Origin of the sequence: uncultured Intestinibacter sp. (assembly GCF_902468165.1) — a bacterium.
Lineage (GTDB): Bacteria > Bacillota > Clostridia > Peptostreptococcales > Peptostreptococcaceae > Intestinibacter.
Genome location: NZ_CABQXJ010000088.1, coordinates 1 through 12,474 on the forward strand (window position 1 = coordinate 1; position 12,474 = coordinate 12,474).

13 protein-coding genes are annotated in these 12,474 nt (G+C 28.1%); 7 read left to right on the top strand and 6 right to left on the bottom strand.

Annotated features, from left to right (window positions below; translation table 11 throughout):
• Positions 1-237, bottom strand: a 237-nt coding sequence (locus RDX53_RS12560) for a PH domain-containing protein (RefSeq protein ID WP_307994271.1), incomplete at its 3' end; no start/stop codon positions are given.
• Positions 238-647: 410 nt separating this feature from the next.
• Here RDX53_RS12560 and RDX53_RS12565 point away from each other — a divergent pair.
• Entirely contained in the window at positions 648-908 is a 261-nt protein-coding gene (locus tag RDX53_RS12565) for a stage V sporulation protein S (RefSeq protein WP_195931899.1), read from the top strand.
• Between the two features lie 67 nt (positions 909-975).
• Here RDX53_RS12565 and RDX53_RS12570 read toward each other — a convergent pair whose 3' ends face one another.
• Positions 976-1,773 carry an SDR family oxidoreductase gene (locus tag RDX53_RS12570; protein ID WP_307994272.1) on the bottom strand — a complete coding sequence of 266 codons (798 nt, stop codon included), beginning with the start codon at positions 1,771-1,773 and terminating at the stop codon, positions 976-978.
• Between the two features lie 264 nt (positions 1,774-2,037).
• Here RDX53_RS12570 and ahpC point away from each other — a divergent pair, with 264 nt between their 5' ends.
• The 4 genes from ahpC to alr all read left to right on the top strand — a co-directional run bounded on the left by ahpC (position 2,038) and on the right by alr (position 6,151).
• Complete coding sequence (gene ahpC / locus RDX53_RS12575; RefSeq protein WP_307994273.1) at positions 2,038-2,601, top strand: alkyl hydroperoxide reductase subunit C; 564 nt, start codon at positions 2,038-2,040, stop codon at positions 2,599-2,601.
• 193 nt (positions 2,602-2,794) lie between these two features.
• Positions 2,795-3,376 carry a thymidine kinase gene (locus RDX53_RS12580; protein ID WP_195931897.1) on the top strand — a complete coding sequence of 194 codons (582 nt, stop codon included), beginning with the start codon at positions 2,795-2,797 and terminating at the stop codon, positions 3,374-3,376.
• A gap of 1,194 nt (positions 3,377-4,570) precedes the next feature.
• Positions 4,571-4,834: a DUF1294 domain-containing protein gene (locus RDX53_RS14170; protein WP_195931906.1), complete on the top strand. Its 264-nt coding sequence runs from the start codon at positions 4,571-4,573 to the stop codon at positions 4,832-4,834.
• Positions 4,835-4,999: 165 nt separating this feature from the next.
• The gene (alr, locus tag RDX53_RS12585; RefSeq protein ID WP_307994274.1) at positions 5,000-6,151 is read left to right on the top strand and encodes an alanine racemase; all 1,152 of its coding nucleotides are present in this window, start codon (positions 5,000-5,002) and stop codon (positions 6,149-6,151) included.
• A gap of 407 nt (positions 6,152-6,558) precedes the next feature.
• Here the strand turns inward: alr and RDX53_RS12590 are convergent, their stop codons facing one another.
• Positions 6,559-6,921, bottom strand: coding sequence for a C-GCAxxG-C-C family (seleno)protein (locus tag RDX53_RS12590; RefSeq protein ID WP_195930901.1), 363 nt, complete (start codon positions 6,919-6,921; stop codon positions 6,559-6,561).
• A gap of 214 nt (positions 6,922-7,135) precedes the next feature.
• On the opposite strand from RDX53_RS12590, the gene RDX53_RS12595 reads away from it, so the two are divergent.
• Complete coding sequence (locus RDX53_RS12595; RefSeq protein WP_243269591.1) at positions 7,136-8,401, top strand: tyrosine-type recombinase/integrase; 1,266 nt, start codon at positions 7,136-7,138, stop codon at positions 8,399-8,401.
• A 203-nt stretch (positions 8,402-8,604) separates the two neighbouring features.
• On the top strand, positions 8,605-9,246 hold the full coding sequence (lexA, locus tag RDX53_RS12600) for a transcriptional repressor LexA (protein ID WP_195930902.1): 642 nt from the start codon (positions 8,605-8,607) through the stop codon (positions 9,244-9,246).
• 373 nt (positions 9,247-9,619) lie between these two features.
• On the opposite strand, the gene deoD is transcribed toward lexA, so the two are convergent.
• From deoD to RDX53_RS12615, 3 genes are all read right to left on the bottom strand, one after another.
• Entirely contained in the window at positions 9,620-10,339 is a 720-nt protein-coding gene (deoD, locus tag RDX53_RS12605; RefSeq protein WP_195930903.1) for a purine-nucleoside phosphorylase, read from the bottom strand.
• 342 nt (positions 10,340-10,681) lie between these two features.
• Complete coding sequence (locus tag RDX53_RS12610) at positions 10,682-11,821, bottom strand: HAMP domain-containing sensor histidine kinase (RefSeq protein ID WP_307994275.1); 1,140 nt, start codon at positions 11,819-11,821, stop codon at positions 10,682-10,684.
• Positions 11,811-12,474: response regulator transcription factor (locus RDX53_RS12615; RefSeq protein ID WP_307994276.1), on the bottom strand; the 664-nt coding region annotated here is incomplete at its 5' end. The genes RDX53_RS12615 and RDX53_RS12610, both read right to left, overlap by 11 nt.

Below are 12,474 nucleotides of genomic sequence, written 5' to 3' on the forward strand. Positions count from 1 at the left end.
TTTATAATCATCTTCTTTAACATTAAAAGATGTGATTAGTTTATATTCAAAATCGTGTACTACAGATAAATCCCTTCCTTTATATTTACAAAATAAAACTCTTTTATTCGTCACTAATAAAACCCCATCTTGATCTACTATAGTAAAATCAATAAAGCTCTTTAAGTTGCAATTTAAAGAAGCTAATATATCTTCATCTTCCTCAAGAACAGATATTGTAAAATCTAAATTCCCCATCTTTTTCCTCCCTAGTATACTAAATAATTTTATATTTTTTTATATTATTAATTATAGATGATATTTTTTAAAAAATCTTGAATTTAATACATAAATATATAGACCTTAATTTTTTAATATTTATAAGTATAATTTGAAACAATGTATTTGTTTTTAAAATCAATATAAAGTCCTTTCGACATAAAACACACTAAAATTTTATTAATTTCAATAAAATATAGCATTAGATTTATTTTTTTAGTCAAAATGCAATTTAATTGTAAAAACACAAAATAAATTAAATATATTTGTTGTTTTTATTTTGATTTATTTTAAAAGGATTTTAATAAATCTTATAGAAATATATAATAAATCAAATATTTAGATTTAGTACTTAAAAAATAATTAAAAATTTGGAGGGGGACATGAGAGTGGAAGTATTAAAAGTTTCATCAAAATCTAATCCTAATTCTGTAGCTGGGGCTTTAGCAGGAGTACTAAGAGAAAGAGGTAATGCTGAGATACAAGCAATAGGAGCAGGAGCTTTAAATCAAGCTATAAAAGCCATAGCAATTGCAAGAGGTTTTGTTGCACCTAGTGGTATGGATCTTGTATGTGTACCAGCATTTACTGATATAGACATAGATGGAGATCAAAAGACTGCTATAAAATTGATTATAGAACCTAGATAATGGTTTTATAAAAAATTGTGGGATTAAAAATAAATAAGAAAGCAGCTCAAGTAAATGAGCTGCTTTTTTATTCTTGCATCTTTCTTCCCACATAGTCGGCGTATTGTGGAGTTCCAAGGTGGTATCCACCAGAAACCTCAAGTATTGAACCTGTTATGTATGAAGAGTTTTCGCTAGCGAAGAAGAATACAGCATTTGCGATATCTTCTGGAGTTCCCATTCTATTTAGTGGAACATGTGATAAAAATGATTTTTGGAATTGTTCATCCATCGAGCGACTTACAGCATCTGTAGCTGTCATACCTGGAAGAACAGCATTACATCTTATATTGTATTTTGCATATTCCATAGCTATTTGTTGAGTTATGTTGTTTACTGCTGATTTTGATACTCCATATCCAATTCTAGATATATCTGGCACAGTACCGCTTATAGAAGATATATTTATTATACTGCCGCCTCTGTTGTTTTCAATCATATAAGGTATAACTAATTTAGATATTCTAAATACGCTACCTACATTTAATTCTAATAATCTGAAGAATGATTCTTCATCCGTATTTATTAAATCATGGTCCTTTTCTGGATTACCAGTACCATAATTATTTACTAATATGTCGATTTTACCTTCTTTTTGTATAACTTCATCAACCATTGCTTTGTAGCTATCTACATTAAATGCATCAAAAAATACAGGTTTCATATTTAAATCAGCATAATTATCGCATATCTCTTGAGTTGCGTCTAATCTTCTTACTCCCATATAGACTGTTGCACCTTCTCGTGCTAATTTTAGCGCGCATGCAAGACCTATCCCTCTAGTTGCAGATGTTACTATGGCAACTTTATTATTTAAAGCTTTCATGTCAAACCTCCTGAAGTCCGTTTTATATTATATTATTAGATATACTATGTTATTAATAAGTTTATCTATATTTTTTCAATAATATCTATTTTACCCAATTTTATATGTTTTTAAATAATAATTAATATTTTTATATTACTAAATATATCTAAAAATAATTTTTGAATTTATGTTTAAAATATAAATTATGAGGTATATATAAATGTATAACGAAAATGATTTTCAATATCATTTATTTATATTAAAATTAAGGAGGACACATAAATGTCATTAATAAACAAAAAAGTTTCAGATTTTAAGGTTCAAGCATATCAAGATGGTAGTTTTAAAGAAGTTACATTAGAAGATGTAAAAGGTCATTGGTCAGTATTTGTATTTTATCCAGCAGACTTCACATTCGTTTGCCCAACTGAATTAGGTGATTTAGCAGATAACTACGAAAAATTCAAAGAAATAAACTGTGAAATTTATTCAGTATCTACAGATAGTCACTTTGTACATAAAGCATGGGCTGATTTTTCAGATACAATAGGTAAAATTAAATATCCAATGTTAGCAGACCCAACAGGAAAATTAACTAGAGATTTTGATGTAATGATAGAAGAAGATGGCATGGCTCTTAGAGGTACTTTTGTAATAAATCCAGAAGGCGAAATAAAAGCTTATGAAGTTCACGATAACGGAATAGGTAGAAACGCTGCTGAATTACTTAGAAAAGTGCACGCAGCTCAATTTGTAGCAGAACACGGAGATCAAGTTTGCCCTGCGAGATGGACTCCAGGAGCTGAAACTTTATCACCGAGTTTAGATTTAGTAGGTAAATTATAATAGATAAATTTAAACATTTAAGTATAGATACTTATCTATATTACTATCTATATAAGTTTATATATAAATCCAACAATTTAAATATACTATAAAATCCAAAGGATTTAATCCCTTGGATTTTATTTTGTCTAAATTAATGTTATAATAATTATCTTGGGATTAATAAAATGGATATATACCACGAGGAGGATTTATGACTAAATTGATATTTTGCTACGGAGCAATGAATTCAGGCAAAAGTATGCAACTTCTTACATGGAAATACAATTATGAAGAAGCTGGATATAAAGTACTTTTATATAAACCTGCAATGGATACTAGAGGGAGTTTTAAAGATAGTAACAACAAAGGCGTAATATCTTCAAGAGTAGGCCTAGAAGCTGATTGTACTCTTGTTTGTGAAGATGAAGCTTTTTATAAATATTTAGACGAAATAAACGACTCTAAAACTATAATAATGGTCGACGAAGCTCAATTTTTAACACAAAAACAAGTAAGAGAATTATACGAAATCTCTCTTAAATATACAGTAGTTTGCTTCGGATTAAAAACAGACTTTAGACAATGCTTCTTTGAAGGAAGTAAAGCATTATTTGAATTAGCTGACGATATTAGAGAGTTAAAAACAGTTTGTGCATGTGGCAAAAAGGCAACAATAAACGCACGCATAAACGAAAACGGAGAAATACTTCTAGACGGAGAACAAATCGAAATAGGCGGTAATGAAAGATATAAGTCTATGTGTAAACATTGCTTTGAGACAAATAAAAAGTAGGGTAGAGAGGTAAGGTTGTAAATCTCTTTAAAATACAGAAAAATAACCACAGGTTTTTGCTTGTGGTTATTTTAGTTTATATAATTTTACGAGGGTGATTTTTTATAGTTTTATAGAATGTAGATTTAATTGACAAAATTTTAATTGGTATTATAGAAGCTCAACTTAACTTATATTTTTGTTATATAACTAACAATATATTTTTTTTGAAAATAGAGAAGTGGTATATATTTAGGGATCTAAAACAAAATAGGCTATATAATGCTATCTTTTATTTTGAATTATTTAATATTAATTTTTATATTATTTCTATCTTGTGTCTTGAAATATTAAATATAAAAGATGTTTTTAGGTGTTTTTAAATTTATATAGAATTTATAGCTTTTAAAAATACTTAAAAACTCTAGAGACAATCTCAAAAAATTGATTAACTTAAAAATACATCGAAAATGGTATTTTCGATGATTATCGATAATACCGAAAAATCGTGAAAATCGTGATTTCGAGGCTATGGGGGATGAATAACAAGTTATCTATAACTATTCCTCAAATGTAGATTTAGGGAATAATTAGATATGATTTAAATTATAATTCCCTTTGTGTTTATATCAAACTGTATATTCTATCTATATATGAATTCTTTCTATTATTTATTTCTATCTTTTTACTTATAATACTAGCTCTATTTAATTCATTTTTACATTGTAAAAAATTCATATAATCATTCAATAATTGTCTATTCTCTATAATAAATGACTTTATATAAAGTTCATAATATAAACAAACCTTATCTGAATTATTAAGTAATTTACTTATATCTAAAAAATCATTATAATTATATAAGCTTCTTGTTTCTATATCTATAAACGAGTCCTTTTTTCTAGTTGTAAAAGAATCCCTAATAACAATTTCATTACTATTTGAATTCAATTGAAATTTATGTTTTTTTCTTTATCATGTGTTAATATTTCTTCAATTCTACTAATTATTTGCTGACTACTTTCTAAAATAGATTCCACAATAATCACTCCTTTTAATTTATACAATGAAAAATATTATCTACTTTCATTGTATTATAAAAAAGATATATTTTCTTACTTTTTAATCTATTTACTCTATTTATATAAAAAAATCTTTCATTATAAATCCATATTTACTATAATAAATATCTAAAATAAAACAAAGGAGATTATCATGTTATTTATATTTTACTTAATATCAATAAACACACTTCTCTTCTGTCTAATGTGTATAGACAAAAAAAGAGCCATCAAAAATCAATTTAGAATTTCAGAAAAAACGCTTTTAACCTTAGCCTTTATGGGAGGTTCATTCAGCATTCTCTTATCTATGAGATTAATTCACCACAAGGGCAAAAAGTTTAAAAACCTAATACCTATTTTGACTATAGAGAGCTTCTTTTTATTATTTTTAACATATAAGATCTTATTTTCATAAATATTTATAATTCTACCATTCTTTTGTGAAATTTTATTTGAAGTAAACACTTATGAATGATAAAATAAAAAAATATATAATATAAAATATAAACTTAAATAAATTTTATTTAAATATTTAAAAATCAACATCAAATATTAAAATATGAAAGAAGGTATTTTAAATATGAAAAGAGGAACTTGGGTAGAAATCAATTTAAATAATATAAAACACAACTTCCACTCGCTAAAAAACACATTAGAACCTGATACAAGGGTTTGTTGCGTTGTAAAGGCAGATGCTTATGGCCATGGAGCTGTTGAAGTTGCAAAAATGTTACAACAAGAAAAAGTAGATTATTTTTCAGTAGCTAGGTTTGAAGAATCTATCGAACTTAGAAACAACAACATCCATACTCCTATTCTTTGTATGGGTTATATATCTGAATGTGATATAGAAGAAGCTATACATAGATATATTGGGATAACTGTGTATTCTTATGAAATGGCTAAAATGATAAACGAAAAGGCCGAAAAGTTAGGTAAAAAAGCTAGTATACATATAAAATTAGATACTGGTATGAGCAGACTTGGATTTGTAACAGATGAAAAAAATATAGAAACTACTATAGAAGATATATTAAAACTTAGTGAGATGAAAAACTTAAATTTAGACGGTATATACACTCATTTCGCTACTGCTGATGAAACTGACAAAAAAGAAACTTATTTACAATTAGAAAGATATAAAAAAGTTATATCTGCTTTAGATAAAGCTAATGTAAATATAATCTTTAAACATGTATCAAACACAGCTGCTATCATAGATTTAAAAGAACTAGGATTTAATATGGTACGTCTTGGTATAGGTTTATATGGATGTTATCCATCTGATGAAGTTTCTAAAAATACGAAGCTAAAACCTGCTATGGCACTTAAGACTATAATAACAAACATAAAAACAGTATCTCCTGGCACAAAAGTAAGCTATGGATATACTTATGAGTTTAAAGAAGAGTCTAAATTAGCTACACTTGCTATAGGATATGCTGATGGATTTGATAGAACACAAAATAACCCTAAAGTAATGATAAACGGCGTTTTATGTGATGTTGTCGGAAGAATATGCATGGATCAATGTATGGTTAAAATCCCAGAAAATTTATCTGTAAATATAGAAGACGAAGTTTTAATAATGGGAGATGAAGCTGGAGTTACACCAGAGGACTTAGCTTCTAGACGTGGAACTATTAATTATGAAGTATTATGCAGCGTTTCTAGAAGGGTTTCTAGAGATTATATCTTAGGTGATAATACTTATAGTAAATGTTATTTATAAAATATGAGTTATTAAATAAACAAATTAAAGTATATTAAATTTTAAAGGCAGTTAATGTATAATGTTAACTGCCTTTAAATATTTTTAAGATAAACCACAATCACAAACAAACCCTTCATCTCATTTTAACGGAGTTGAAGAATATGCACTAATAACATCTGGCGAGGTAATACATTTTAAAGGCAATAAGCTTCACAGTTATATAAATAATACTGACTCTACTTCAAAAGCCTTTATTTTAATGTTTTATTAATTAAATAATAAACTAATTAATAGCCTAATATCAAATACATATACATCTATATAATATCTATATTTTGAAAGAAATATTAAAGGTCTATATATTAACTTAATAAATTAATATATAGACCTCTTATTTCGTAAATTTATATTTGAGCTTACAATATCTATTTACTTAATAACTCTTTTAAAGCTTCATATGAATGATCAATTATCTCTTCACAACTCACTTTATTTTGTTTAAGCTCTAGACAAATTTCAGAGTCGAAGTTCTCTCTTATATTCTTCATTAACTCTCTTGAATAAGCTCTAGCTACATTGATATCTTGGTTGCTTTCTCTCCCCTTTACATATCCAATTATCATTGCTGCAGCATTTACAGCACCACATAAACTTCCTACAGACATCCCAGTACCCATTGCACTCCCAAGTGCTATCGGTATATCTGTATTATGTTCCTCGTTATATGATTTTATTAATGCTTCAGCACAATTATATCCTTGACTATGATAAACTGATGGTTCTGTCATTTTACTCTCCTTTATATAATTATTATTATGCAAAATATATTATACACCTATAATTTATTTTGTCTATGACTTTATCACATTTCATAATTTTATTTACACAATATTTATATTTGAAGTAAACTATTTTCAATGATAGAATAAATGATAGAATAATAGAAAATACAAATACATATATTTAATTCAAATTAAAACATTACTTATTGGAGGTAGTAAATTGAGTGATAAAAAAGAATTAAAAATAAGCAACAAATCAGATAAGCCTGATAATATCGTACTTAGAGACCATTTGCTAATCGAAAAGGCTATAAAATACGAAAAAAGACTGCCTTCTTTTATGAAAGATTACTTTGTATATTTAAAAGGTTCTGTTGCAGTTTCGACAAGAGCAGCTTATTTAGAAGATATTATATTCTTCTGCGACTATATAGTAAGTGAAAGCGGACTTACAGATAAAGATGATATAAAAGACTTGACTATAGAAGACTTTAAAAATATAAAATCAAGAGATATAAATTTATTCTTAGGCGATTTCTGCCCTAGATACTATAAAGAAAGAGAAGATCACACATTTGTATATGAAAACAACAATAGAGCTTTAGCTAGAAAAAAATCATCTCTCTCTACCCTATTTAAATTCTTATATAGAAATGAGCAGCTACCTACTAACATAACAGATGGATTTAATCCTATAAAGCTTCCTAAGCCCCAACCAGACGCTATAAAGAGACTTGACATTGATGAAGTTATGATAATGTTAGAAGCTGTTGAAAGCGGCGAGGGCTTAACAGATAAAGAAAAAGTATATTGGGAAAAGACAAAACTGCGTGACAAGGCTATACTCGCTTTATTTGTCACATATGGACTTAGATTAAACGAGCTTCGTGAGCTAAATATATCTTCGTTTAATTTTTCAAGGGGCGAATTTAAAATATATAGAAAACGTGGCAAAGAAGTTTTAATGCCGATAAATAAGACTTGTGAAACTGTAGTAATAGATTATATAAATTGTGAAAGACCAAAGTCAGACGATTTAGATGAAGAAGTTAAAGATGCGTTATTTTTATCATTACAGAAAAAACGACTTACATCGAGGGCAATAAGACAGCTTGTTAAGAAATATACTTCTATTTGTATGAATACATCTCGTGACAAGGGCTATTCCCCTCACAAGCTGAGAGCAACAGCCGCTACTTCTCTAATTCAATCTGGATTTTCTATATACGATGTAAAGGCGTTATTAGACCACGACAACGTGACAACGACCCAACTATACGCTGCACACAAGAAAAACATAAAACGCGATATAGTTAATAATTTTGAGTGGTTAGACGAAGAACCTCAAGATATTACTTTAGAAGATATTCAAGTTGATAATGATTTAGGACACATTGGAAATTCTCTAGATGATGAAGCTTATGATAAATCATATGACCAAGATAATAGCAATCAGGATAATAGCGATAAAGATAAATCCGAATAAATAATATATAATCTATATATACGATATTATTTAGATCATCTGATGAGCAACTTATAGATAATACTTATAGATAATTTAGATTATAAAAATTGTTAAAAATCAGAACAAATGTTTGTATAAAAAAAAACATTATGGTACAATATAATAAAGTAAAGTCAAAGTATAGATAACTTTACAAATAAACAAGGAAATGAGTGATTTTAATGAGTTCAAGTGAATTATCTAACAAGCAACTCATGATTCTAGAGTTTATTAAGGAACAACTTCTAGCCAAAGGTTATCCGCCTTCAGTTAGAGAAATATGTCAAGCAGTAGGACTTAAGTCTACTTCTACAGTACATTCTCACTTAAATAAACTTGAAAAATTAGGATATATAAGACGTGACCCTACAAAACCTAGAGCTATAGAAATACTAGACGGTGGTAATGTATTTGCAAACAATAACAATACTGTAATGCAAGAGATGATCAATTTACCTCTAGTAGGTCAAGTAACCGCTGGAGAACCAATCCTTGCTCAACAAAACATCCAAGAATATATACCATTACCAGCACAACTTATCAAAGGTACTGACACATTCTTACTAAAAGTAAAAGGTGAAAGTATGATAAATGCCGGTATTTTAGATAACGACTATGTAGTAGTAGATAAAGGCGCTACAGCTTCTAACTCACAAATAGTAGTAGCTTTAGTAAATAAAGAATCTGCTACTGTAAAGAGATTTTTCAAAGAAGGCAACAACGTTAGACTTCAACCTGAAAATGACTTTATGGACCCTATCATTTTAAACGAAAGAGATGTTGAAATTGTTGGAACTGTTACAGGAGTATTTAGAGTATTTTAATGCGAAATGAGATAAAGCTTACTTAATATATTTAGTAGGCTTTATTTTTATTGTAAGGAAATTATACATTTTAGTTGGCGCAATGAACATAATGATTTTTAATTTAATAAAAATCTTTTATTTTTCATATAAATATTTCATTATAACTACTTTCCGTATATTAAAATCATACAACCTGCTTATCATTCGTTAAAATATAAAAAATACCGCGGGTAAGAATTTTACCTCTTTAAAAATTATACGGACTATAACGAACAAAACCATTTAAGTTTCGTATTTAAAATAATCATAATTTAATATTAAAATAAATAAAAAAGACATATATCTTTAAATCTAGATACATGCCTTTTTAAAAAGCTTATTAATCTTATTATTAAGCTAAGCTTAAAGCTATTTTCATCATGTTAGTGAAAGCAGTTTGTCTTTCAGCTGATGTAGTTTCTTCTCCTCTTAATGGGCAGTCAGATATAGTTACTATACAAAGAGCGTTAACTCCTGCTCTAGCTGCATTCATGTAAAGAGCTGCTGCTTCCATTTCTACACAAAGAGCGCCCATTTTTTGCCATGATTTAAATCCTTCAAGCCCATTATCTCCGTAGAATACATCACTTGATACTATGTTTCCTACAGTTGTTTCTATATTTAATTCGCGACCTGCATTTACAGCTTTTTCTAATAATTCGAAACTTGCTGTAGGTGCATATGTACCTGGTAAGTTGTATTGAGATGAATAGTTTGAATCAGTAGAAGCTGACATACCTATTACTACGTCATGTAAGTTTAATTTATCGCTTATAGCTCCTGCAGAACCTATTCTTATAAGATTTTTAACACCATAGAAATGTATTAACTCATAAGAGTATATTCCCATTGATGGCATACCCATTCCTGAACCCTGAACAGATACTCTTTTACCATTGTAGTATCCTGTGTATCCGTACATACCTCTTACAGTGTTGTATTGAACAACATCTTCTAAGAAAGTTTCAGCTATAAATTTAGCTCTTAGTGGATCTCCTGGTAATAATACTGTTTCTGCTATGTCTCCAACTTTAGCTTCTAAATGCGGAGTTGGCACTGGTGATTTACTCATTTCGATTTCCTCCTAGAATGTAAATTACTTTAATATGTTCATAGTAGTTATTTTTATAACTTTACTACAATATTATATTATATATTATATCTTAAATTAGATGTATATATAATATACAAATAACACCTGTTAATTTTTTCTAGCTTCATTTAATCTGCTTTATTCATTGTATTTGTAGACTAAATAACTATATTATATACAAAAAAATATACCAAAAAGGTGATTTTTAGTATAACCATTATTTTCCAATCCACATAGCTGGTGTTTTATTAAGTATGTAAGTGAGTGTGTAAATATAGTCAGACTAAAATCAAGATTAAAAAAGAGTCGTAAAATATCATTTTACGACTCTTTTTTAATCTTGATTTTATCTTTTAATAGCGGCAACATAACTTTAAATATAGTTTTTTCTCCATCACTTTGGGCAGTTATAATCCCTCCATGAAGCGATACTATACTCTTTGTTATCGCAAGGCCTAGCCCTGAGCCACCGTCATTTTTATTTCTAGATTTATCTACTCTATAAAATTTATCAAATATATACGGAAGCTCAACTGCTGGTATTGGATTACCATAGCTTATTACATCCACTACTGCATAATCATTCTTTTTATATGCGTATATATCGAGAAATTCTCCTGTTCCGTATTTAATTCCGTTATTTATTAGATTTTGGAATGCTCTAACTAATTTATTTGGATCTGCAGAGATAATCAGTTTATCTTCTGAAAAGAAGCTTCTTTCTTTTATTTTTTCACTTTCAAATTGGTACCCAAATTGGAATATAATTTGATTTAATAATTCGACTAAGTCTATATCTATCTTATCTAATGTAATAGAGTTATTTTGGACTTTTGTAAGTTCAAACAAGTCGTTTATAAGTACTTCAAGTTCTTTAGACTTTTCATATGCTATATCTACATAATATCTAAGTTGAACTTCATCTCTATAATTATCTCCATTTATAAGTCCTAAATAGCCTTTTATAGAAGTTAGAGGCGTTCTTAAATCGTGTGATACATTAGTTATAAGGTCGGCTTTTGTCTGTTGTGCTTTTCTCTCTTGTATAGTGACATCTTTTAAAAGGCTTGAGATTATATTTATATTATCTCCTAATTTTTTTGTATCTCCTTTACAATCTATCTCTATAACCTTGTCCAAGTCTCCAGCTGCCATTTGGTTTGTAGCATTTACAATTTTGGCTAAACCGACATATGTCTTTCTCATAAATAAGTAGTATACTATGAATGTGCATATTGCGATTATAACGTAATTTAAATTGCGGTCTAATCCACTTTGCGCTTTAAAAAGCATAAAGAATTTTATTGCATCGATTAAAGTTCCACCATATTGACTATTATATCTGTAGTATATATCTAAAATTATCTTTAAAACTACAAAAGTAATAGATACACAAGTAAGGCTTAAAATAAAATAAGCTATAGGTAATATGGCGTAGTAAAGCGCCTTTTTATTTTTCAATTTTATAACCAACTCCCCATACTGTATGAATTATTTTTTCACCATTTAAACATTTATCAAGTTTATCTCTAAGTCTACTAATATGGACCATAACAGTATTATTTGATTGGAAGTATTTTTCTTTCCATACTTTTTCAAATATTTCTTCAGATGAGAATACTCTACCTTTGTTACTAGCCATTAGATATAGTATATCAAATTCTCTAGCTGTAAGAGATATCTCTTCCCCCGCTGCCACTACTCTATGTCTAGTTTTGTCTATTGTAAGCGAACCTACATTTATTAAATCCGATTCTTCAGAAGAGCTATTGTTGTTTAAGTAATAACTTCTTCTAAGAAGTGCTTTGACCCTTACTGTAAATTCTAATGGATTAAAAGGTTTTGTCATATAATCATCTGCACCTGTCATAAGACCTTGTATTTTGTCCATATCCTCAGATTTTGCACTTAACATTAATATAGGTATATTCTTTGTTTCTCTTATTTTTTTACATACTTCTATACCGTTAACTCTAGGCATCATTATATCTAAAACTAATAAATCTATTTCTTCTTTATCTATTATATCTAAAGCTTCTTGTCCATCTTGCGCTTTTATAACTTTATAGCCTTCATTTATAAGATATATCTCAAGTAAGTCTCTTATTTCCTTT

Excerpts from the sequence above, each read along its gene's own strand:
- lexA (WP_195930902.1), top strand. The coding sequence starts at position 8,605 with ATGAGTTCAAGTGAATTATCTAACAAGCAACTCATGATTCTAGAGTTT.
- RDX53_RS12590 (WP_195930901.1), bottom strand. The coding sequence starts at position 6,921 with ATGACAGAACCATCAGTTTATCATAGTCAAGGATATAATTGTGCTGAA.
- deoD (WP_195930903.1), bottom strand. The coding sequence starts at position 10,339 with ATGAGTAAATCACCAGTGCCAACTCCGCATTTAGAAGCTAAAGTTGGA.
- RDX53_RS12580 (WP_195931897.1), top strand. The coding sequence starts at position 2,795 with ATGACTAAATTGATATTTTGCTACGGAGCAATGAATTCAGGCAAAAGT.
- ahpC (WP_307994273.1), top strand. The coding sequence starts at position 2,038 with ATGTCATTAATAAACAAAAAAGTTTCAGATTTTAAGGTTCAAGCATAT.
- RDX53_RS12570 (WP_307994272.1), bottom strand. The coding sequence starts at position 1,773 with ATGAAAGCTTTAAATAATAAAGTTGCCATAGTAACATCTGCAACTAGA.
- RDX53_RS14170 (WP_195931906.1), top strand. The coding sequence starts at position 4,571 with ATGTTATTTATATTTTACTTAATATCAATAAACACACTTCTCTTCTGT.
- alr (WP_307994274.1), top strand. The coding sequence starts at position 5,000 with ATGAAAAGAGGAACTTGGGTAGAAATCAATTTAAATAATATAAAACAC.